This window comes from Janthinobacterium sp. GW821-FHT03C10, assembly GCF_059420865.1.
Map to the genome: position 1 here is coordinate 1 of NZ_JBWKUN010000008.1, position 23,609 is coordinate 23,609.

Sequence of the window (23,609 nt, forward strand, 5' to 3'; positions counted from 1 at the left end):
ACAGGACCGTGAAACAACTTTGCGCCGATGATAGTGCTGCAACCAGTGTGAAAGTAGGTTATCGTCAGGCTTGTTATATAAAAAACCCCGCTAGGTGCGGGGTTTTTTTTCGTCTGCAGCGTTCATCGGACTAGATGCCCCAAGTGATGCTTTCGCCTTCTGCCTTGGCTGAGCGCAGCATTTCCATCAAGGGATAGGCGCGCTGCGAAAAATGGACTTTTTGCGCGCGCGCATGGGCGCCCGTTTCGCCATCTTCCAAGGTTTCCGGCGTATGCGCATCGTGTTCGACGTCATTTTCCGGATGCAGTTTGCTTTCCGCGACTTCTTTTTCCAGCAGGGCCAATGCATCGCCCGCTTCCGCTGGCGTGATGACGCCGCGCGTTGGGTTCTTGTGCAGGAGGTCGAGGATGCGCTGGGCATGTTCCTGGTACATCAGCACTTCAGGGGAGGATTTGGATTTGAATGAGATCAACATAAGCGCTTTCTGAAACTTGTTGTTAGTGTCGAAACAATATCACGACTTGAAATGTCGCACAGGCCGTCCGATTGCCCGGATTGCACATTTGCAAGCCGGATACAGCCATCTGTTGGACAACGCACGCATTTACAAGAGCTTGCTCACCGTGAAAACACCCGTTTAAGCGATCGTTAAGTCTCACTCCAGTTTTACCGAGTCCATGAAGGTATCGATGGTGTCACGTGACAGCTTGCTTTCTTCACCGAGAATGATGATCTGGAAAATCCGTTTATCCTGCGCCACAAAACGGCCGACCAGCAAGACAGGCTTGCCTTGCTGCGTGCCGCTGGCCTCGATGCTGAGCGAGCTGCGCTGTTGCCTTCCGGCAGCCGTGCTGCTGGCCGCCGATGCCGATTTTTCGCTGCGCACGGTGCCGTTGATATTTTTTAACAGGGCAGTCTGCATGGCGGGCAAGGCCGCTTGCGCCTGTTCGGCGCTGTCGAGCACGGCGCTGCCGATGGCGAAGGTATTGCCATCGATTTCGCTGGCTGTCATGGTCAGGCTGACTTTCTTGCCATCGAGATCGATCTCGCGTGTCAGCACGGCCGGCTTGCCTGGAAACAAGGCCGTGAACTGGGCGTCAGGGCTGCGATAATCGCGCCAGTCGAATTTCGGACTGCAGGCGGACAAGACGCTGGCGGCCGCGAGCGTAGCCAGAAAGAGGGCAAGTGATGGTTTTTTCATCAGCAGATGGTAGCAGCGCCGCCAACCGAGCGCAATCGCGCACGCGTGGCGTTGGCCATTGGCCGCCTCATATCTCGCGCAGCACGCGCCGGTACTGGATCGCTTCGGCAATATGCGCTTGCGTAATGGCGGGGCTGCCCGCCAGATCCGCGATGCTGCGCGCCACGCGTAGTACCCGGTGGTAGGTGCGCGCCGACCAGTGCAGGCGCGCCATGGCGCCATGCAGCAGCTGTTCGCCGTGCGTTTCCAGGCGACAATGCTGTTCGATTTCCGTGTTGCTCAGCCTCTGGTTCGCTTTTCCCTGGCGTGCTAGTTGCAAGGCAAAGGCAGCCGCTACCCGCGTGGCGATGGCTTGCGTGCTTTCGCCGGCGCCGGCGTGCCGGCCCAGGGCCGCCGGCGCCATGGCGGCCACTTCGATTTGCAGGTCAATACGGTCGAGTAGCGGGCCGGACAGGCGGTTGTGATTGGCCATCGTCGAAGTTAAGCTCACCTTCATTTCCCGTAAATTCAAAGGTTTAGAAAACGTGCGTGTTTCTTGAAAAAAGTGAAAATCTTCAAAGTTAGGCTGACAATTGTAAGATTTTCATCTACTTCGGTTACTTGGCCTCTGAAAAGCTCTTTGAGTCTCTTCTATGGCCGGAACTACATGAATCGAGTATGGTGCAATCCTGGCAACTAGGAGCCAATCACATGCGACTTAATCAATTTACCCGTCCAACCATTGCTGCAGCGGTTTCTATGCTCGACGGGCAGCTTAGCCAAGCAAAATTTGATCAAATGATTTTCAGATTAGGACTAGAAACGGCCATACCATTCGATACCACTTTAAGTGTGTTGAAGAAAGCCGCGCTTCTGGCACGTGAGGTCGGCAGGCAGGGCACCGATGTTATCCAAACGATTGATGGACAGATGACAGCCAGAACATTTCTCCGCCGATTGCGAAATAAAGGATAAAAATATACTGAGGACTTGGAAGGGGTATCGAACTACTTAAGCGGGTGAGCTGGCTTCTCAGGTCGGATGTAGGTGAAAAGAGTCAACGAGAGCTTGAAAGAGCACCCACTCAGGGAGGATATGCCCGAACAATCGACGTTGAAAATCGCATACTGAAAGTCCTTTCAACGCCTACACTCATGGAGTTCAAAATGGCAAAAACACCTCTGGACCGCGGTTTCTTTACTGCCGGGAATAATCAGTATCACGGGATCGAAAGCACTCGAGAATTCGGAATCTTGAATCACGCTCACCAAGTCGCTCGTATTCTGCTGCGCGACAAAAAAGTATCGACCGAGGAAGATGCCTTGGCCGCCGCAAATCTCACAATTAAGAGCTTGCGCTGGGCAACTGAGGGCTATCAAGTAAATCGTTTGGCGCGTGATGAGCTGCGTCGCATCCAGGGCGAGAACCAAAATTTTCACCCGACTGACGCGCGTCCTTTAGGCATCTAACTTCACCACAATACTTAACCGGCTGTCGGGTAGACAGCCTTTTGAAAGGACTGAAATGGCTCGTTCACGTGCACCATACGATACCGCCGAATTTGAGCGTGTAAAACGCAATCTCTCTGGATTTTTGACCTACGACGAAGCACATGCGTCGGAACTGGTAAAGAACCATCCAGAGGAAGTGCGCCCCCTGGCCGACGTCCTTGAGGCAATGAAGGAACAGCTAAATCATAAATGGTCGGGGGCCGCACTAGCGCAGATACCGCCATCCGAGTTGGTGTGTGACCATAATCAAATGGTGCGCATTAAGGCTGACTCAGCATCGATGCGTTTCCTGGGTACTGACATTTTGGTGGAAGGCGGGCTGCCGCTGGTAAAAATTCGTGAGTCGCTCCTTGATGGGCTAGTCGATGCGATGTCGCCGGCAGCGAAGGATGCTTACAAACCGATGCTTTCATGGACCGAGGTCGAAGAGTGCGAATTTCTTGCTGGAGATGCGCCCCTGAGCTCCGATACGTTATTCGGTCAAGAACTCGTTTTTCTTGAGCAGTTGTGGTCTGACCAAGTCGCCGAATACGACTCACATTTCCGTCTCAATGAAAGACTCCCGAAGAATGTTGCCACGCCATCGGCCGTTACCAGGATTAATGCAGAGAGGGCTGTGAATCACCTTAGGAGCCACTTGGATAAGTGGCTGAGTGATGAGGAAAGTCTATCTGCTAGCATTCCTGAGAGCTTGCTTGCCCGAGTGGGTGTGAATGTAACAGTGAACCGTATGTTGCTCGAGCGCGCAAGTAAAAATGCTCGTGGGCTGGAAGCTGCGGCCATGACTGAATCCTTCGTGCGTGAACTAAACCGTATGGGTATCACCGAAGTTCCTGATGAAATGTTTGAATGCCCCAACGACCAAGCGCCAACCCGGTTGCAGGCTTGGCTTGCGACTATGTTCGCACATGACGGTCTGCTTATCGAATCAGGTACTTATTTCGCGAGACATATGACAAATTCAGATATCGCCGTTATCGTGAAGTGGAGCTCGTGGCTACAAGTGGAATATATGAGGCTGCGGGGCATGCCATGCGCCACCAGTAGCATGCCAGACCTAGACCGAGAGAAGGCGCTCGCCCTGTCGAAAGAAGCACACGGCTCTCCGGCTAACTACTTCATCTTCGCGCTTACATTGGTTGCTGCCTTCTATGACTGCACCAGCACCGACAGAGAATTTAAAGGGCATAAAAATCGGAATTTCGCGGTATTTCCGAACAGGGCCGATATTTCCAATGGCAACAGCGAACAGCCTACGGTCCACGTATCCGAGTTGTTACAGCACGCTTACGGTCAAATGTACTACTCTAGTCCAGATTGTTGGGGGCTTGCGGCCTCAGGCATACGAGAATACGCCGAGAATATGAGCATCAAGCGCGCGTACGCGGAGCAGTTGTTAATGTATGCCGCCAAAGCTCGTTCATCGCGACAGCTTTTAGCTGTGCATCAGAACTTGGCAAAAATTTTGCTGAAAGCTCGTGGGAATGTGGCGCCTCGCTGACGTTTGCGCGGTGCTCATTGCCGCGGTGGAATCTCAGACGCTGGTCCATTCAGGCAGATGGTGTTAAGTTGTACTGAAAATTGACCCATCTTCCCCACGAATTTGCAACGGAATCTGACCCACGTTAGTAGCACAATTCTACCTGTCTCATCGGCAGGAGATCGGAGTGATAAACGTGGCTTTACTCGGCATCATTCGACGCTGGCACCTTCGTGACCAGATCCAAATAAGAGAAAGCGCTAGACGACTGGATATATCACGCAATACCGTCCGACGCTATCTGCGATCGGAAACTACTGAGCCCTCCTATGCGGAGCTGCGATCGACTAGCGGATTAGACAAATACTCGGTGCAGTTATATGGGTGGCTCAAGGCCGAAACGACTAAGCCGCGTAAGCAGCGACGCAATTTGAAAAAGATCCACGAGGACCTGAAAGAGTTGGGCTATGAAGGGTCATACAACTGCGTAGCAGCGTTTGCCAGGCCGTGGAAAGCGGGTCAAACGGAGTGGGTCAATTCTACGAGCAACGAACACAAAGGCACATCTTTCGACAACGAGTCAGTCGCCGTAGGTAGAGGCAACCCGGGGGTAGTCCCAAGTCTCGCCATTCTGTCCAAGCCTGTATCGAGAAGAATTTGGTAGATGCCAAAAGTAATGATTGCCAGATCATATGCAGTAGACTTGACCTGGCCACAGCTGTCAGACGGGCAGAGAACTCGTCTGCATTCGGCCAAAAGTATCCACTTGCAAAGCGTTCTGCCCCAACAGGGCCTGTCTCATTTTCCGAAAGTAAGTTTTGAATCGCCTAGGAAACTGTATGCACTCCTGAGTCATAATTACTGCCACTAGGAAAAGGTATGAGCGGAAATCGTACGAGCGCGTACGAGATTTGCGCTAATACTTAGCTGATTACCGAGGGCCTATAATGAAGTTTAAGTATGTGAATCCGAAGGCTGTAGAAGAGGTCATCGGTAAGTACGCGCCCATTAACCCGAATCAGCTATCATGGCTCATTGATGAGGCACTGGACAATACCAATCAGGGCTATATCCAGACGTCTTCCAGAAGGCGTCATCGCAGTACACCTGAAGTCTCCGACGCATTGACTGGTGTGGTTGATCGCATGCTGGCTGACAATATTCATCGCGAGGATCGACCCGCGTGGAGCTTGTTTGGAGGGCTCGATTTCGACCTTGTCTTACAGTACCGAAAGCTGCCTTACGATGATCAACCTACACTCTCTACGCGCGTTGCACCATATTTTGATCAACCTCAGTACAAACGTCCAGAAGACCAGCGACGGGTAGTCCTCCACATCGAATTCCATGTCATCGACGGAACGGACTGGTCAATTTCCTTCCCTGTGCAGATTGTGATGAAGGGGTACCCGAAGATTGCTAATGCGCATGTGGGATACAGTCACAGCATCACGTTGGTCGAAGACGATGGCTCGCTTGGATTGCAGCAGTTTTACATTGGCATTAGCAAACGAAACTGGTTGAAACGGATGGGAGAGCACTTCCGCGAAATCCGAAACGGCAGTAACAAGACTTTTCATGCGGCTTGGCGCCAGTATGCCGGCACTAGAAAGGCTCGGCTGCATTCAGAGCTTATTGTTACGAACCACACTCACAAGCAGATCATGGATTGGGAGGAAGACCAAGTTGATCTCCAAAAGAAGCAAGGCAATTCGCTCAACATGATCCCAGGTGGCTTCAAAGGACCGAAATTTCTATATGAACACCGTCTGCTTGCAAACATAGATGCAACTAGTAGAGACCGGGAAGCAGGCATCTCCCTACATGAGGACATCAACCCGCGTACCGGCATTCCCAACCGTTTGATAAGCGCGCTTTGGACGGATGGTGGCTACGCCGCCCGTGTTATTTGCGGAGCAGAAGGGCGACTTTCTCAGGAACAAGTCAGAGATATTCGCGCACTCACGGCGCAAGGTGTTGCGCATAAGGACATCATGACTAGCGTTAGTGCTCGAAACATTCTTCAGGTACGCCGTGTAGCAGGAGGTCTTACGTACACACGAATCAAGTAGGTTCAGTTGCCAGGACGGTTTTTTCGCATGTACTCGCCTGACCGGACGCGGCGCCTAAATGATTGCTTTCGGGGCAAATATTTGTCTTAAGTGCGAAAGCGCTACCCGTAGAGAGCGCTGCAAAATGGGTATAGGCCTGTGAGTGAAGAACGTCTGCTTTGGGGGGGGCGAATTCAATCGGTCAACGACGGCAGCCGGCCACAGGTAGACTCTCGTGCTATCGACGAAACTAAGAGCATTCACAGATTCGCAAGCGATCCTCTTCAATGTTTCCGGTGAATCCCATCCTCACCTTCCGCACATCCCGTTGGTCGCTTGGATATTTTCACAACTGAGGGAAACGGGAAGGCATTGTCCACAACGGAAGTGTGATGTGATACGACTTGCTGGCCCATGCGTCGTATTGTGTTATTTAAAACGTTGGCGAACGAAGTGTAAAGCTGCTTGGCGGCACACACCAGCGTTACATATCTTCGTTGAAACCTTTTTGCTGTTTGCATAGTTAGTATAATGGGATTTTTCCCCAAGTTCATATTCTGAGAATGGATGATCAGTGATGCGTTTCCAAATAAGTGAAGTACAAGCCGATGGCCATTGGGTGCCACTAACCGATCATCGTGTATCAAACAGTTTAGAAAATATATTCACACTGATAGTAGGTCAAAATGCTGTAGGAAAAAGCAGACTGCTGAGAAAAATTGTTAGTAATTACATTTTTCCATATGAAAGTCGTATCAAATCATCGGCCATGTTGGAAAATTACCCTAATAACGACTTTTCCAGATTTAGAGATCAAGCCAATAAGAATTCGAAACAAAGAAAATATTTTGACGTAGAAAATGATACCCTGCCATACGGACAATATTTGTACGGAAATAATGGTTATAGTTTTGACGAAGTAAGGACCTCTGAATCCTCGATCTCATCACCAAGTAACGTGATAGCAGTTTCTACTGGTCGTCACGACAGATTCCCAACAGCAGCTCATGTGAGAGACAAAGAAACTATTGCGGAATATCGCTATATCGGTACAGATCAGTTTTCAAAAAATAGCATTTCATCTAGTCTCATTTCATTGCTCGAAGGGCTTTTGCAAGGCACACAAAATCTTCATAAGCTCAGTGATATATTTGAATATCTCGGTTTTGCACCTTATTTAGATATAAAGCTATCTCTTGATAAAAAGCAATATTCAAAAATGAAAGACGAAGAGCGTCATAAGTTACATGCGACCTCAAGTCAGTATTTGCTAGATTTTTTAATGGACGAAGACTCTCGTATTCATAATTCTTATTTTTCAGAAAGGGAATTTTACGAGAGCTTGAAATCTCGTTCAAAAACCAATATAGAGCTTGATTTTTGGGATCACTCCCTTGGAGTGAAATACAATACAATTTCTGAGCTAATACCATTTCTCAAGTCTGGATTAATAAATATATTTGACATTACATTAATTAGCTTAAATAATAAATCTCGAATGCGATTAAGCCAAGCAAGTTCTGGCCAGCAATGCATGCTGACAATTATGTTGGGAATCGCAGGGGCGATAAAGAACGGGTCACTCATATGTATTGATGAACCAGAAATCAGCTTACACCCTCAATGGCAAACGAACTTGGTCAGGCAATTACAAGAAGTATTTTCCAATTTTAGTGGATGTCACTTTGTAATTGCCACTCATTCACCTCAGCTTGTATCAGGACTCACAAGCAATAATGGGTATGTTTTAAACCTAGAGGAAAAAAAACTCTACCACTCATTTGAATATGCAAAACGCTCTGCAGACTTTCAGTTAGCAGAAGTTTTTCATACTCCAGGTCAGAATAACGAGTATCTTTTGCGCATTGCACTTTTATTACTAACAAAGCTCACTCGACGCGAAGAACTTAATTACGAGGATCGTCAGAACTTAAGGATGCTTGTGAGTGTTCGTAGAAATATGAGTGATGCAGATCCGGTTTATCATCTCATAGGCCAAGTGGAGGCGTTGTATTAAGATGAAGCCAATAATTTTTACTGGCGAAGACGCGGCTTATATTAGCTCGTACAACGGAATCGATCACGAAATTTGGAATCATACGAAAGGTAAGATTGTTGCATTGAGGCATTCCATTCGAACTCATTATTTGAATCAACAGAGCTTTATGTGCGCATATTGCCGAATGGAAAAAAAAGAGCGTCACGGCTTAACTTGGGACGTAGAACATATTATTTCAAAATCTACCCATCCCCGATATTTATTTGAACCTGAAAACCTTGCTTTAGCTTGTAAAGAGTGCAATATAAGCAAGTTGGATAAAGGAGTTCTCACCAAAAATCTAACGAAGAAAGCTGCTTACCCTCGTGTGCCTGACGCGTTCACCATTATTCACCCACACTATGATACATACTCAGATCATATGGAAATTGCGGTGCTTGCTAAGAAGGTTTTCCATCGTCCCAAAAATAAGGATAAAGGAAGAGAGACATTTATCATTTGTGATCTTGTCAGATTTTCATATGAGTTTGCCGAATGGAAAGATTTCAACTACGCAATTGTTAAGGAGGTCAGCGATTACATTAAACGCTGCCCGGTTGACGCGACTAAAGATGAAATTGAGCGATTCATGAGCACGTTAAATTTTAAAGTCGAGGCCGATTTTTAATTTTTTGCATCACTATTAACATAAATGCCAGCACCTGCAAATGGATGCACACGATGCTTAGACTATGTTTGAATCGCCCGGGTTTTTTCTTGCTTTCGATAGGTCGTTTTGGGGAGACTGCTGGCGTCGCCCCTGTTTTTAAGCGTCTATTTTTTCAGCCATTTCGAGTGCGCCGTCGACCTCAATACCTGGGATATGGCACCCTACGGTGCCGCTCAAGCCGGGCACTACCCTTCGGAGGTAGCCTCTTTTCGTTTACCATTTAGAAAAAATGCTGCAATGATGACCAATAAGCCTGCTCGAAATGATCCTTGCCCTTGCGGTAGTGGCCGCAAGTTCAAGAAATGCCATGGATACTTGGGCAGTTTCGACAGTCGGCGAATTCTAGACAGCCCAGCAATGCGTCAAGAATTGAAAACGAGCGTAGCCCGTCATGAGGCCCAAGAGTTCCAGCGACGTGAACAGCAGGGACTTGGCAAGCCGATCATTTCAACACAATTTCACGATCACAGAATCGTAGCTGTAGGTTCAACAATTCATTACTCAAAGCATTGGAAGACGTTTCACGACTTTCTGAACGACTATCCGAAGATCGTATTGGGAAAGGAATGGTGGATGTCTGAAGTCGGCAAGCCTCCTGGCGAGCGACATCGTATTCTCACTTGGGCAGTACGTAGTTTTGAGCAAAGGAAGGTACATTTGGAACAAAAGGGGGCTGCGGGCGGCCAGCCTACAACAGGAGCAATAGCAGCCTATATGCGCTTTGCGTATGATCTCTACGGCCTAAAGCATGCCGTTGAGGTCCAGAAGCTTCTGCTCGACAGAATTAAATGCCCCAACAACTTCCCTGGAGCGCTGTACGAGGTGCGTGTGGCCGCCGCGATGCTTCGCGCCGGCTTTATTTTGCAGCACGAGGATGAATCCGATAGACGCTCAACTCACGTGGAGTTCGTCGCTACGCATGCAGCCTTCGGAGCAACCTACACAGTCGAGGCTAAGCGACGTCAAGGTAGGCGGCTGAATATCAACAATTTAGTCTCTGGAGCCCTTCGCAAACACTCAGACCATCCCCGCATTGTCTTTATCGACACGAATGACGTGCGCTTGGAACTAGGCCGAGATCAGCTTAATCCTGTTCCACTCGTCGAGGCTGGGAAACTGCTCAAGCACTACGAGCAAGAACCTTTTGGGAAGACTTTGCCGCCGGCATATATCATAACTACCTACGAATCGGAAGAACATCATCTTGATGCGACCGATTTACCGTCAGGACTTCTGTTATGGGGCTTCCATCACGAAGATCTTAAGCCAGGGCTGAAAACTCTGGCAGAGCAGGTGGAAATAAGACGACGACATGCGCCAATCTTTGCTCTTCTGGAATCTATGCAGAAGCACAGGCGCATCCCTGCGACATTCGATGGTGATGCTGAGGCATTTTTAAGCGGCTCCCCTGAGAAACGACTACAGATCGGTCAGCGTTTGAACGTCCTTGGTGCGGGAGGACTGCGCGAAGGGACGTTAGCGAGCGGTGTTGTCATGCCTACATGGAAAGCGGCGATGTGCGAGGTGTGCACCGACGATCAGCAGCGATTCTTCGTACAGATTCCGTTGACAGATGAGGAGTTACTGGCCTTCGCACAACACCCTGCAACCTTCTTCGGCATCATCGACCGAAACGCTGGCCGCTCACGTGCCAAGTCTGCTTTGGATTGGTTTAACTTGCTATGGGAAACTTACTCGCTTACCTCAAAAGAGAAGCTAATCGAGTTCATGCAGTGCTCCCCAGACATAGCACGATTGAAAGAGATGACACAAGAGGGCCTGGCTACCGAATACTGTACTCGAATGGCCAATTCGATAATGCAGCAAGAAGCAACGAGTGAATCGCCACGACCATCGTAGACACTCTAGAGTCAGAATTCTGGACAAAAGAGTGATATGGGTGATTGAAGTAGGCCCTGATTCACTGGATGGTCAAAACTGTCGGCGTCGGTCAAAGTAAATGCTCGTGTTATCTGCTTCGTCCTCATCAGTTGGGGGACGAAGGGCAAATTGTTGAGAAATCGCAGCGCGCACAATGATGCCCTGTTGTAGGGCTGTTGTCGCCAGCGATGAAACGTATAGCAGCGCCATACGATTTCGTTGCCTCAATCTTTTTTGCGCCGGGCACATCGTCAACGGTATCGGAAAGGACGTAGTTTAACGTCAATTTTTTGGGACCTGAAACATTGAGTCCCGGGACAAAGGGTTTCAGTACTGTCGAAAGATCCGATACGCCGCGCCGCACAAATCTGACCATCGCATATTCAAGCGAATAACCACTCTGGATAGCGAAGCCCCATGGCATCTGTACGGTAATTCCTCCAACAGATGCGGTAGGTTCGTAGTAGCCCCCTCCGCGGTTTTGGGCTGATTTAATAAGCGCCAGGCCGCGATTTAACGCATTCTGAACATCCCTCCAGAGTGATGGATCCTCTTGGGGGGAGGGCAGGGTTCTAGCTGCCCAGGCAACAGCCAGCGAGGCTGACGCCGATCCAGATGCACCAGTTGCTACGGCTTTCAATGCGTCTAGCACTGCACGGCGTGCACGGATTGAGACGTCGATATCTGCTTCACCTTTAAGCTTAAGTACTTGGGAATACCAGTAGCTAAGCGGACATCGAACGTAGGTGTTGAAATCTTCAAAGCTGAGCGTAGTCGGTGCTACGAATGCATGCGTTGCAGCGGCCTTGGCGGTTTTCAGAACAGGCCCATTGTAGACTTGAGGTGTATAGTTTGGCGGGAAATGAGTTAACTGTGGAGCAAGGGTGTGACTACCAAATTTGCTATCTTGGTATAGGTACAAATGACGTTTCGCACGTGACACGGCGACATAGAGCAAGTTATTTCGCTCGACCGCTGACTCATTCTCATATTCCTCCGAGCTACTGCCTAATACCTCTGGTGGCACAATATCGAGAATCCCTTCTGGGCTCCATGTGGGCTTTTGCGAGCCATAGTGGTCTGCGGTGACGTAAGCGACATGCACGGCTTCAAACTCGAGACCCTTACTCCCGTGCACCGTCATGAGACGCACTCCATCAAGGTTTGATGCCTCTGGAGGAAGTTCACGTTGCACCTGACTATCTCCAATGCGCTGCCGAAGGCGCTGGCGCATCAGATAACGAGAAAGTCGGGCCTCTTTCATTTCACCACCACCGTTACGAACGGAATATGCGAACTGCCACAACGCTATTCGTTTGACCCAAGCTTGAACGGAAACGTCGGACATCGGTGGAAGCCCAAATCTCTTTTCGAGCAGTAGATCACAGACGAACTCCCAAGGGTTAGAGCTGTGGCGATGTTGTCCTATTAATTGGCGTAGGTTAGCGACTATTCCGTAACCAGTCGCAGAGAGTCCGGGGGGAGGTGATTGTAACCACTTCCCCCGTTGATAGGTCACGTTTTCCTCGGCGGCTTGTAGGAGCAATTTTATGTCGCTCATAGGTAAGCCGAGACCACTAATTCCACTGAGCCCGATCAGAGCTTTCGGACGGCGTTCGACAAGTAATTGAACCAAACAGAGCAATTGTTTTATCTCAGTGCGCTGTGCCAGATCTCCAATGTAGATGACAGGAATGCCTTGGCCCGCAAGAAGCTCTGAGGCTTTTTGCACATCCGAAGTGCCTCGACAAAGCACTGCCTGTTGGCCAAAGGGTATTCCTCGATAACGTAATGCTGAGATGTTCTGAAGGACAGCGCCTAGGATACCGTCGCGGTCAGAGCAAGTGACGACAACGGGCTTCTCTCCACATGCCCCCTTAGTCGCAATGACTGCATCCAGAGGCAACGCTGACTCGAGCATGTGTATCCGACCGACATGCTGTGTAAGGTTGACTACTTCCTGAGTGCTTCTGCGGTTGTTGCTAAGTGGGTAGCGCTGAATTTTGGTCCCACCTGCATGTGCCTTGAACACCGTGTCAAATTTCAAAAGGCTCTTCAGCGAAGCTCCGCGCCAATGGTGGATCGCCTGACGAACGTCTCCCACTACCCAAATGGACTTTTTGTGAGAAACCTGACGGAGCATCTCAACCATCGCTTGTGTGACGTCCTGGTACTCGTCGACGAGTACGTGCTGGAATCGGTCGGCGACTTCGGAGAATTGTGTGCGGTTGTTTCGCAGTGCTACTGCGGGTTTCGCGATCAGGTCAACGAAATCAACAATCCTACGCTCCACGAGTAAGTCTTCATACAGTTCATAAATGGTTGCAACGTCCAACCGCTTTTGTTGCAGCTCTGCGTTTGGTGCTGAGTGATCTTCGACGAACTTCCGATAAACAGAAGGTGTAACAAGCTCCTCTTTAAGTCGAGTAATACTTTCAATGACTGGCGCCAGCCATTCGTAGGGATCTTCAACGCGAGAAAAATGATCTAGCCTCACACGAGGGAGCCCCGCTACTAACATAGTCATGGAGGACAGACGGTCTGCTACATTTAAGTCAGCTTCGAGCCCAAAGTGCTGGTGGTATTTGCGAAGAAACTCTAGGCCAAATGCGTGGAACGTACCAGCCCAAATTTCTGCTGCATCTTTAATGCCGGCGTTTCGGAGTCTCTCAACCAGTTCGAACGCAGCCTTGTTCGTAAAAGTCAGAACAATGATTTGGCTCGGATGGACTTTTTTTACTTCGACTAGATATTTGACCCTGTGAATCAGCGTCGTTGTCTTTCCTGTGCCTGGGCCTGCCACGACGTTAGCGGCACGCTCTTCCGCCATTGCTGCAGCGAGTTGGTCCGGGCTTGGATCACTTAGAGTGATTGGTGTCGAAGTGGCCTCGGGTAAGAGTAATGCATCGAGCAGCTGTTGGCGGACGAATTCACGTGGGACACCGAGTTGCGTTGCAATCTCTGTTGGTCCTTTCCCTGCAATAGCGAGATTCCGTGCGACGTCGCGTGGCAATAGCAACTCACGGGCGAAAACATTGGCTTGAAGTTCTTGACGTTCGCGCGCCCCGTAAGCCTCAACTTTCATTACTCCTGGCGATCCGTCACTACCAAATAGCGTACTAAGATGAGCGACCGTGACAGGAGCTTGGGCGCTATCGAGGAAGAAATGCCCGAGCTCATGTGCTACCAACCCACAGAACTCGTCACTCCAACTATCAACATGTGAGCTAACGTAGATAAATTGCTGCTCACGCTGTAGGACGGCACTTCCCCCGCCTAGGTCAGGATAGGTAGGAGCTACCTGCTCAATCGCGATATTCAGCTTTTCTTCGACTTGGCTGAGTAAATCGCTTGCTACGATTGGTGTGTGGGCTAAGCCAGGAGCAAGTCTTTCTCTGGTTGCATGTGCTTCGTCGCGGGCTCGCTGGAAGAGATTCATGGGTGTCTCGCACCTAAGTCTAAAAGCTCTTTGGTTTGGTCTGACTGTAGATTGAGTGACTTCACGGCTGCGTCCCATGACGTTGCAACGCTAGAGACTTCAGGCTTTCCATTTTCTGACTTAAAAGAAGGAACCAATCTGCTTTCGAATGAATGCCTAAAGAGCGTTCTCAATAAAGTTTCCGGTGCCTCAAAGACGTTTGCGAGCCGTTTGAGAAGTATTTTCGGTGCTCGTATGTGGCCGGCAAGAACTCCAGATAGAAGAGACGCAGCATAAGGCCCTAATCCGACTTGTGCTAAAAGTGGACGTATTGCTGGCCCCCTGCAGTTGGCGACTTTCGCCTCAAGAAATACCAGTTGCTCCTGAATAGAGAATCCATGAGCCATGTAAAGTGCGCCAAGCTCGGATGCAGACTTCCCGTATTCTTTCGCAGTAGTTCGAATACGGGCTGCGTGTCCTGGATCTAACCTCAACATTATTTGCTCATAGTTTGAGTTTTGCCACTTAAGAAGTTCGTGCGCAAGAAGATCAAAGAGCGACTTTGAGCTAACGTACAGTGACCGATCGACGAAATCTTCGAAACCAAGTAATGTAAATTTTCTTGCAACCTCTGCAAAGCTACTTCCTTGTGACTCTGCAACCTCCGCGAGATGTTCTTTTAGACTTGTTGGCATCGACACGCCAATTGTAAGTTGCCGAGTCTTTGATTGGAATCTCTCGGTTTTTGCATCCAATGTCACTCTTGCCTCTCCATTTGAGGAATCATTTGAAATAAAAATTTGTTCCGATTCTAAAAAGAACGGGCTGTCCAGTACTGAAGCGAGCTCAATAAGAGCCAAACGAATCGCTTCGCGCGAAGAGGTTGCAGACGCACCTTGTTTTCCGCGACCAGGAATTTCAAATGTACAAGCAACTTTATAGTCATCTGTCTTTTCAAGATGAGCTGTCTTTAGAATGGTAAAGTAGCGGTCTGGAAGTCGAGACAAGAGTGCATATCCCTGTGTAAGCTCAAGGTCTTCACAGTACAGTGTGGAATTCATAAAGCCTCCAAAGCAAATAGTGGCGCCCACTCGCCCCTTGACAATAGTGTAGTGGTATATCAATAATATATCAACTAACGTTTTAGGGGTGTTCTTATGCAGGAGCAGGACCTGGCTACGGCTGTGAACAAGGTCGTAGGAGCGTGGATGCAGGCTACACCGCCTGACCAGCGTCCTCGCGATATTAATAATCCTGCACCGCTCAGTACCCAGCTCGCATCGCTTGTTGAGCAGGAGTTGGTCGCCGCGGGCTTCAATCTGCAGGCTGCGCGAAGCGTTGTTTTGAACGCACCCTACTTTCATCTGAAACAGGTGTTTATGGCAGATGACCTCCCAGATACCCCGGTTGATTTCCTTCCGATGTCGGACGCTGATGGTTCCGTGGCCGGTCGTGCGGCGGTACTGGCAGTGCATGGCTTTTTGCGTAAGGAAACGATCTCCTACGGTACTGAGAACGATGGTGCACTTTTTGTGAACCTCGTGCCTATGGATCGTGAAGGCAAATACGGTGAGAAATCTAAGGGTAGCATGCGCGGTCATACTGATGCTGTAAGCTTTCCTTTCAATGGCGAGTTGGACGCTATTGATCCACGAATCGCTCCTTCACCGGATTTAGTGACGTTGGTCGGCCTGCGTAACCCAGACTCTGTTGCTACAACGGTCATGGCGCTGGCGGACGTGCTTCATAAGTTGACTCCCTCAGATATTGCGGAGTTGAAGAAAGACCAATATTCCATCGTGTCGCAGTTCACCTTCATTGAAGGGATGAAAGAGATTCTGGGTGACGTTCACACCGCCATCGATGAACCTGTTCTTAAGGATGCACCAGATGGGACAATGGTCCGCTATAGCCACAGCTCCGTGACTCCCACTGATCCTGAAGGTGTCGCGAAAAACGCTTCAGATAATCTTGAAAAGGCATGTAACGAGGTCGTCGTTCCAGTCGTAGTTGAGCCAGGCGATGTTCTTGTCGTCAGCAATCGACTTTGTCTGCACGGACGTGGGCTTGTGGGAGGAGCTGCAGGCGGTCAAGCTCGGTGGTTACTCCGAACTTACGCATTGGATACGTCGACATTAGACAACAGCCGTCGGCACCTGGGCGAACGACCAGCCCATGTTCTATACCCTTGAGAAAGCCTCCAGAAATGCAATCTTTATCAAGGAATAAGGGGTGTCAACGGAGAGGTGGCCGCTAGTCATGGCACGTATGATCCCATCCTTCGGCCCAGCAGAAACAGAGAGTCGGGCCGAGCCGACAATTTACCATCTACTGAAGAAGCAGCTTTCAGACGATTTCGTCGTTATTCATAGCTTGCCATGGTTAGCGGCGGCAGCTGCCGAAATTGGGAATGCCGGATCAGCACCCACTGGAGAGATCGACTTCGTGATCCTCCACCCCGAGCTTGGAATGCTTGCGATTGAAATCAAGGGTGGTCGCTATCGAATAGACGGCGCCGCGTTTGTGCCAGTTGCCGGTGGCACTCCTCTCTTTGTGCTGAATCAAGTGAGAAGGAATTCACATGGTGTAGCTCGCTGGCTTGGAGGAAAGTGTGATATCCGATGGCCAATCGGATACGCGATGGGATTCCCGAGCAATGTCTTTCCGGACGAAGCTCTTCCTCCAGGTATGTTTGACGCTGCTCGTCAGCAGCGCATTACTTTCGACATGAGGGATTTGCCTAATCTTGGGGCGAAAGTAGCCGAGCTCATGAGCTACTGGAAATCAGCACTTCGCCTTGGCGCGTTGGGCGATGCCAGGATGGGGAAAATCATAGAGATGCTGTGTCCGCAATACGATGGAACGCCACAGTGGGCGCAGCGCATTCAATACGACGGACACTTTTGGCTTCCGCTAACCGAGGATCAAAGTGCGATTGCTAGTCGAGTTCTGCGTGCCCACGGCGGAATCGTTACTGGCTGGCCGGGAACTGGCAAGACACTTATTGGTATTGAGATCGCTCGCCGCCTTAGTGCTGCTGGTGAGCGAGTTTTGTTCTTGACGTTCAATGCGCTTCTTTGCGATCACCTTCGTGTGCAATTGAACGACTCAAACTGTCAAGTACATACGTGGCATAAATTGTGTAATTCGGCCAGAGACCTTCTTGGGAGACCAGTGGCTGAACCAGGTTGGTTTGACAAGGAGTGCCTTGATGATCTTGCTGCTGCTATAGGTCATGATCAATTCGCTTTTGATGTACTTGTCGTTGATGAGGCCCAAGCGCTAAGGCCACAATGGTGGCAGCTACTATGCAGATGGTTTGCTGGGAAGTCGATATTTGCGTTTTGCGATGAGACTCAAGTATTCTCCTTCGAAAAGGAAACTACCTCACTTGCTTCGCTTTTGGCTATGAGCGGTCTCGCTCAAATGCAGCTTTCTATAGTCCTTCGAATGCCAAAAGCGGTGACGGAGAAATTGAGCGAAGTTATGCCTAATCAGCTTCAAGTTTCGTCGCCACGACCACTTGATCCAGACACTCTGCATGAGATCGTTGTCGCCGATTGTAGCGAAGCTCTGAAGGAGATCGTATCCCGGCTTATGAGTCAAGGAGCGACTCATCCTGACATAGTTGTCCTCAGTAAAACTGGTTACGTTAGAGATCCCATTGATGAATTCTTGCACGCTAACAAGGAGATTCGGCGTTCGCCTGTATCTCGGTTCCGCGGTATGGAGGCGCCCTTGGTCATCATTGTGGAGGCAGACGAACTTTCTGACACTGAGTTATTCAGTGCTTATTCGCGTGCTACCACGGCATGTTTTGCTATCTATACAGCCGACTCGATTCATGAAAATTCGCAGAGCAAGTTCCAGGCGGCTGTTTTTGGATCGCCAGCGAATCAGAACGTTATCCGAGAAGTGAAGCTCCGCCGAACTTCTGCCTACCGACTAGGCGGCCACGACATGAAAAAGTTGGACGGAATTAAGTCGATAGATCTCACTTGGTCGAGGACGTTGAAGACCTTTTTGGTGCAACTGCCGCGCGAGACCCCTGCGGCGCTTTGGATTGACTATCTCAATGAGATTAAAAATTGGCCCACCTTGATTATTACTCACGAAGAACCCAATCAGATTGCGATTGCTCTACCTGGCCATAACGCAGAGCATGGCATCCGGCTAAAGGACTGTACGAAGTGTGAAATGATTACTCCGCATTACTATTTCCCATCAAACTCATGCTTGGTTTGTAATGATGTGCTGGGTGGTGACGCGAGGATCCTTAGGACGGGTGAGGTCAAGAGTCTAATGGAACTTGATAGAGCTGTGGTTTCGATTCCAATGTCCACCTCAGTTGATGAAGCGATGGAGATCTATCGTCAACTGCCATTCTTGTTAGGCGCTGCTGCTGTCGGCGGACACGTCTGGCGAACCATGAATGTAGAAATGCCCCCTAGTTTGCCTGGTACGGTATCGACATATAGGGCGGCCGTTGCGCTCGCTTATTCCTATGCACATCTATGTGGATCAAGTAAATCCTTCTCATTGCCCGAACTTATAGAGCAAACGTGGCATCGTGATTTTGATGTCCTCAGCATAGATCGCGCCGCGTGGCACCGGCATTTAGCAAACGCATTGAGTCGCCTTTACCAACAGGAAGTGATTACTAAGGTTAAGGACGGCATTTCGTCTGGCAGGGGAAAAAATACAATATGGCGGCTTTACACGTATAGCGAACAAACATCGGATTGAGATCAACGGAGTCAGACCTATTAGGAGAAATTTGGAATATAGAAATATTGATAAATGACGGCTGAAGGTGTTTTCGTTATTGGAAGTTGTGCGGAAGGTGGTGTCTTTTTTTTTCGTCGCTTGGCGGACAGGAGGGGAGAGATGATAGCGATGGGATGTATGTTGATACTTCTGGTATCCTCGGAGGCAGGTTGCTCGTCGATGGCAGTTGCTGTGTCCGCTAGCTAAGTACTCGACTTTTTGAACATTTTTCACCATGTAAGGAACCAGATGCGTTTGCTCGTTCTATCGGATCTTCACCTCGAAGTGTGGCGAGAATTCGCCCCAACGTTCAACACATCAGCTAGTAAACCAGACGTCGTCGTGTTGGCTGGAGACATTCATACGAGCGCGCGCGGACCTGATTGGGCAGCATTGACCTTTCCGGAAATTCCCGTGGTGTACGTCTCTGGTAACCATGAGTTTTACGGTGGTACGCTCGACCAGACAAACGTTGCGATACGGGATAAATGTGAAAACCTTAAGAATGTCCACTATCTCGATTGCGGGGAGTTCATTTTCAAGGGGGTGCGTTTTTTGGGGGCAACACTTTGGACCGACTTTTCATTGTTCGGTGCAGAAAATCGAAGTGGTGCTATGATCGACGCTGGACTTGCAATGAACGATTATGAGCGTGTCCGTCTAGCATCAGCTGGTTATCGAAAGCTGCGGCCGGGCGATACGGAGAAGTTGCACGCTGAGCAGAAAGTATGGCTTGCAAAGAAGCTCGACGAGCCGTTCGTAGGCTCGACCGTTGTTGTCACCCATATGGCTCCATCTCGTCAGTCTGTGGCGCCTGAATATGCTTCAGATCCAGTTTCAGCGGCGTTCGCATCCTGCCTTGACGACCTAGTTAGTAAGGCAACGCTTTGGATTCACGGACATACACACACGAGCTTTGACTACCTCATTGGGCACTGCCGAGTTGTTGCGAATCCTTTGGGATATATGAAGAAGGGCGGCAATGCTGAGAACCCTTCCTTTGATCCGAATTTAATTCTAGAGTTGGATAGCAAGTAGCAGGACACTTGACATAGAACCGGCAGAATAGCTAGTAGAGCTATCTCAAATGCTGTGTACTTCTAGCACGGTACTTGGTCTCTATCGCGTAGACGTAACCACTAGAGTAACTCCAAGAAGGTTTGCAGACCATCGACTCGTGCAAGCCCGCCACCTCTCTATAGGTCATGTCGTCACCTCGCTTGCATTAGCAGCCACTCTGACTATCCGTTCTTCAACGACTGGGCATTCTTAGCTTGTGAATCGCCTTGAATAAGACATTTAAACGCACAATGATCAGCTACTGTTGGCGATGCCTGTGAAGGCATGATAGGTGGGTTCCTGGTCGCCTTTAGACTGCGCTCACAATGGCTGGGTTGACTGAGGAGGGATAGGAATGGATCGATGGTATATGAAGCCGAAGCGGTTTGTCGGAGAGATCGAGTTTGAAGAAAAACGCGTTGATATAAAATTCTCGGTTAAAGTCTCAAAAACCGGCGTGGCGAAATTAGCTCTGGATCGGATGCCGTGGGACATGTCTACGAAGTTCATCCCAGATGCTTTTTACGAGCAAGAAAAGGCCCAGCGGTTTTTCAATTTTCTCTTGAGGGGAAAAGCGCGAGACGGTTCGACATTTCACAGCGCCACGGTCAATATCTACTCGCTGGGTAGTTTTTTCTCCAACACTGCCCCTTCTAGCTTCAAACCTGCATCATGGTGTCTAGAGTGCAAAATTGTTTTGCCTGGAACTCTTGTGGCTAAGCCCTGCTTGAAGACTCTTTTACGTGGGTTTAACAGCATGCACATCGTCTACGCCACTTGTCGCTTGGGCTCATTGGAGTTGCGTGCCCCGATGACATTGAAGGCATCGGAAAACGAGTTGCTGACCAGTGCAATTGTCATCGAAGGGCCAGAGCACGGCGTCGACTTTGAGCCATGGCGAGAGGAGGTGGAGAGCCTCTTCAAACATGTTCAGTCCGTTATGTCCTTCGCGCGCGGCGAGCGGTTGGTGGCGCCGATCGTGGAGACGGTTTGGAATGGCCAAACGGAATTGATGGTGAGGATGGTGGCCAACGAAAACGGGCGCGGGTCTGGAGCCTTCACCTCATTCGATTACTCACCCATCTTCCGGCAGGCCGTGGCTTCCCATTTCTTTGAGCCAGGGCGCGCAAAGAATATCGCCGTCGCGATCGAATGGTTCACGATGCCGTCCGGATATCGCGAAGCAAAGTTGACCTCGGCCATGACCGTTCTGGAAAATTTGCTCACTACAAATCTCCAGCCAAGCGACCTCGCGCTTCGCCCAAAGAAACAATTCGAAAAGCTGCGCGATGAAATCTTGGCGGCTGCCCGTCGCCAGCTTGAGCACCTGAGCGTAGCGAAAGAAGACATCAACGATGAGATGGCGGTCTTGCGCCCGAAGCTGAATGATCTGAACCGCAGGACGCTAAAAGATAAGATTCATCTTTTGGCCAAGCGGTGGGGCGTGCCTTTAGATGGCATCTCGGACGAGGCATTGGGCAAGGCAAAGCAGGCGCGCGACCACATCGTCCACCGAGGTCAATACAAACCGGTGGATCCTTCGGAAGATTTGATGGGTCACGTGCGGCTTACGCGGGAATTAGTGGTGCGATTCGTCTTGGCCGCGCTGGAATTTGAAGGTGCATACAGCTCTCCCATGACGGGCGCGCATGGGCAACCGTTTAAAGCGCTGCCACCGCAAGTTGATTGATTGCGCGATCGAACTCTCGATCCTTGACGCATCCTTACCACGCATTAAGCCAGGCGAGGTTTTTCTCGTTTTAATAAATTGACGCTGGAAAACATCTTATCTAAGATGCATGCATGAGCCTCAATCTTGCCGTATTGGGTGGAAAGCTAGCCGCATATCGCAGAGACATTAGCGATACCGTCGAAGAAGTCGCTGCGGCCACTGGGGTCGCTATCGAAAGAATAGCGGCTATCGAGGCGGGAGAGGTAGAGCCAAACGGGGATGAGATACTTATTCTCAGCGACTACTTCCGCTGCGACTATAAGGTTTTTCTCACTGATGACGCACTGCCGAATGCGCCTCCAGCCCAAACGCTTTATCGGGCCAAAAGCGCCGATTTCGGCAAAGAGGATCGCCGATCGATTCGCGACTTTATTTACTTGTGCGAAACCGAGCATGAGCTCGAGCAGGATCTTGGGAGGCTTCCCACTGCCTTTGAATTGCCCCTTGAAATTCGGATGCGGGGCGACACGGATGCCGCAGTATCGGTGGTTCGCGCACGACTGGGCTATGACGAACGCCAACTGCCACTCGACGTATTTGGCGCGTGCCGCAAATTGGGTGTGCGCGTCTTCCGCCGCAGTTTGGGCGACTCGAACATATCGGGTTTGTTCATCGTTCACCCCGTCGCAGGCAAGTGCATCTTGTTGAATTCCAGCGAGGACGCATATCGCCAACGATTCAGCGCGGCGCACGAATTGGCGCACGCGCTCTTCGATGCCGATGAGGTCGCTCGAGTGTCCTTGCGATCAGAAAAGGGCGAGCCGTTGGAACGGCGGGCCAATGGCTTTGCCTCGGCGTTCCTCATGCCGCCCCACCTTCTTCGCCGTCTTCCTTCCCCTGAGAAGTGGTCGGACGAAGACGCGAGGCGTTGGGCTAACGAATTCAAGGTGAGCTGCGACGCCTTTGGGATCGCGTTGAACAAGGCCAGGCTTTTGAGCTATGTGGCGAGCAGCCACATCAGGGGCTTGCGCGTGTCCTTCGCCGATAAAGTGGACCCCGAGCTTCCTTCGACCCTAAGTGAGTCGCAGCACCGCCAAAAGGTGGCGCTGCTGAATATGGGCCTGTCGGATCATTATGTCGGACTGTGTTTTGAAGCACATCGCAACGAAATGATAAGCACGGGGCGCTTGGCGGAGGCGCTCCTGCTCAGCCATGGTGAACTTCAAGAGGTGGCCGCGCTGTATGGGAGAGCTCTGCATGTCCATTGATCCTTCGCTCTTCCATTTGCTGAACGTGGCCGACACCTGCGCCGTCTGGAACATCTTGTCCTCCGACGTCTTGCACTCGGCGGCAAAAAAAGCCGGCTGCTCGTTCTGCGTCACTGGCGTTGTGCAATACGAGTTGGCGATCAAGCCCCGATCCGAGCGCAAGGCTTCGGACATCGAACTTCGAGAGCGGCTGTCGAAAGAGCAAGCCTCGGGCGGCTTTCCCAGCATCGCATGCTCCATCGATGACCTCCGCGTTGTCAGCGCTTTGGAAGCCAGGAAAAAATTAGGCAAAGGCGAGCTGTCTTCGATCGCCCTCGCCATGCGGCTCTACATGGCCGTCATCACTGATGATCGAAAAGCCACCAAGCTTGCTCGTGACACTGGGCACTCTCAGACGCAAACCACTCCTCACTTACTGGCTTGGCTTGAATTTAATGGCGCGCTGAGCGAGGGCGAGAAGCGACTGCTGTTGGAGCAGCATGCCGGACTTAATGGGTCGTTGGCCGGTCCGTTCCGGGATGCGCTGGAGATTGCCAGACATTGCAAGGCGATCATGGCGCACCCTGCGACGGTGGCCGCACTGCCCGATGCGAAATAGAGGCGCGCCACACACT

The 23,609-nt window shown here is 50.3% G+C and carries 19 protein-coding genes; 14 read left to right on the forward strand and 5 right to left on the reverse strand.

Annotation, left to right across the window (positions count from 1 at the left end):
• Positions 1-130: 130 nt before the first annotated feature.
• The 3 genes from AC07VH_RS23620 to AC07VH_RS23630 all read right to left on the reverse strand — a co-directional run bounded on the left by AC07VH_RS23620 (position 131) and on the right by AC07VH_RS23630 (position 1,691).
• Complete coding sequence (locus AC07VH_RS23620; RefSeq protein WP_475416734.1) at positions 131-475, reverse strand: DUF1840 domain-containing protein; 345 nt, start codon at positions 473-475, stop codon at positions 131-133.
• A 180-nt stretch (positions 476-655) separates the two neighbouring features.
• Positions 656-1,201, reverse strand: coding sequence for a hypothetical protein (locus AC07VH_RS23625; protein WP_489628952.1), 546 nt, complete (start codon positions 1,199-1,201; stop codon positions 656-658).
• A gap of 67 nt (positions 1,202-1,268) precedes the next feature.
• Positions 1,269-1,691 (reverse strand): magnesium chelatase subunit ChlI family protein, encoded by a 423-nt coding sequence (locus tag AC07VH_RS23630; RefSeq protein WP_494788487.1) that lies wholly within the window; start codon positions 1,689-1,691, stop codon positions 1,269-1,271.
• A gap of 200 nt (positions 1,692-1,891) precedes the next feature.
• On the opposite strand from AC07VH_RS23630, the gene AC07VH_RS23635 reads away from it, so the two are divergent.
• From AC07VH_RS23635 to AC07VH_RS23670, 8 genes are all read left to right on the forward strand, one after another.
• Entirely contained in the window at positions 1,892-2,155 is a 264-nt protein-coding gene (locus AC07VH_RS23635) for a hypothetical protein (protein ID WP_494788488.1), read from the forward strand.
• Between the two features lie 191 nt (positions 2,156-2,346).
• Positions 2,347-2,649, forward strand: coding sequence for a hypothetical protein (locus AC07VH_RS23640; RefSeq protein WP_494788489.1), 303 nt, complete (start codon positions 2,347-2,349; stop codon positions 2,647-2,649).
• A gap of 55 nt (positions 2,650-2,704) precedes the next feature.
• On the forward strand, positions 2,705-4,192 hold the full coding sequence (locus AC07VH_RS23645) for a hypothetical protein (RefSeq protein ID WP_494788490.1): 1,488 nt from the start codon (positions 2,705-2,707) through the stop codon (positions 4,190-4,192).
• A 349-nt stretch (positions 4,193-4,541) separates the two neighbouring features.
• Entirely contained in the window at positions 4,542-4,835 is a 294-nt protein-coding gene (locus AC07VH_RS23650) for a hypothetical protein (protein WP_494788625.1), read from the forward strand.
• A 283-nt stretch (positions 4,836-5,118) separates the two neighbouring features.
• Positions 5,119-6,243 carry a hypothetical protein gene (locus AC07VH_RS23655; RefSeq protein ID WP_494788491.1) on the forward strand — a complete coding sequence of 375 codons (1,125 nt, stop codon included), beginning with the start codon at positions 5,119-5,121 and terminating at the stop codon, positions 6,241-6,243.
• Positions 6,244-6,799: 556 nt separating this feature from the next.
• Positions 6,800-8,239 carry an AAA family ATPase gene (locus AC07VH_RS23660; protein ID WP_494788626.1) on the forward strand — a complete coding sequence of 480 codons (1,440 nt, stop codon included), beginning with the start codon at positions 6,800-6,802 and terminating at the stop codon, positions 8,237-8,239.
• A 148-nt stretch (positions 8,240-8,387) separates the two neighbouring features.
• Positions 8,388-8,888 carry an HNH endonuclease gene (locus AC07VH_RS23665; RefSeq protein WP_494788627.1) on the forward strand — a complete coding sequence of 167 codons (501 nt, stop codon included), beginning with the start codon at positions 8,388-8,390 and terminating at the stop codon, positions 8,886-8,888.
• Positions 8,889-9,167: 279 nt separating this feature from the next.
• Positions 9,168-10,790 (forward strand): YecA family protein, encoded by a 1,623-nt coding sequence (locus tag AC07VH_RS23670; protein ID WP_494788492.1) that lies wholly within the window; start codon positions 9,168-9,170, stop codon positions 10,788-10,790.
• 127 nt (positions 10,791-10,917) lie between these two features.
• Here AC07VH_RS23670 and AC07VH_RS23675 read toward each other — a convergent pair whose 3' ends face one another.
• Complete coding sequence (locus tag AC07VH_RS23675) at positions 10,918-14,250, reverse strand: UvrD-helicase domain-containing protein (RefSeq protein ID WP_494788493.1); 3,333 nt, start codon at positions 14,248-14,250, stop codon at positions 10,918-10,920.
• The gene (locus AC07VH_RS23680; RefSeq protein ID WP_494788494.1) at positions 14,247-15,290 is read right to left on the reverse strand and encodes a hypothetical protein; all 1,044 of its coding nucleotides are present in this window, start codon (positions 15,288-15,290) and stop codon (positions 14,247-14,249) included. The genes AC07VH_RS23675 and AC07VH_RS23680 overlap by 4 nt, the downstream gene beginning before the upstream one ends.
• 147 nt (positions 15,291-15,437) lie before the next feature.
• Between AC07VH_RS23680 and AC07VH_RS23685 the strand changes: the two genes are divergently transcribed.
• From AC07VH_RS23685 to AC07VH_RS23710, 6 genes are all read left to right on the forward strand, one after another.
• On the forward strand, positions 15,438-16,421 hold the full coding sequence (locus AC07VH_RS23685; protein WP_494804002.1) for a TauD/TfdA family dioxygenase: 984 nt from the start codon (positions 15,438-15,440) through the stop codon (positions 16,419-16,421).
• 67 nt (positions 16,422-16,488) lie between these two features.
• Positions 16,489-18,975 carry an AAA family ATPase gene (locus AC07VH_RS23690; RefSeq protein WP_494788496.1) on the forward strand — a complete coding sequence of 829 codons (2,487 nt, stop codon included), beginning with the start codon at positions 16,489-16,491 and terminating at the stop codon, positions 18,973-18,975.
• Positions 18,976-19,245: 270 nt separating this feature from the next.
• Entirely contained in the window at positions 19,246-20,034 is a 789-nt protein-coding gene (locus tag AC07VH_RS23695) for a metallophosphoesterase (RefSeq protein WP_494788497.1), read from the forward strand.
• 376 nt (positions 20,035-20,410) lie between these two features.
• Positions 20,411-21,745 carry a hypothetical protein gene (locus tag AC07VH_RS23700; RefSeq protein WP_494788498.1) on the forward strand — a complete coding sequence of 445 codons (1,335 nt, stop codon included), beginning with the start codon at positions 20,411-20,413 and terminating at the stop codon, positions 21,743-21,745.
• 113 nt (positions 21,746-21,858) lie between these two features.
• Positions 21,859-22,995 (forward strand): ImmA/IrrE family metallo-endopeptidase, encoded by a 1,137-nt coding sequence (locus AC07VH_RS23705; protein WP_494788499.1) that lies wholly within the window; start codon positions 21,859-21,861, stop codon positions 22,993-22,995.
• Positions 22,985-23,593 (forward strand): hypothetical protein, encoded by a 609-nt coding sequence (locus AC07VH_RS23710; protein WP_494788500.1) that lies wholly within the window; start codon positions 22,985-22,987, stop codon positions 23,591-23,593. Before AC07VH_RS23705 ends, AC07VH_RS23710 begins: the two co-directional genes overlap by 11 nt.
• Positions 23,594-23,609: the final 16 nt, after the last annotated feature.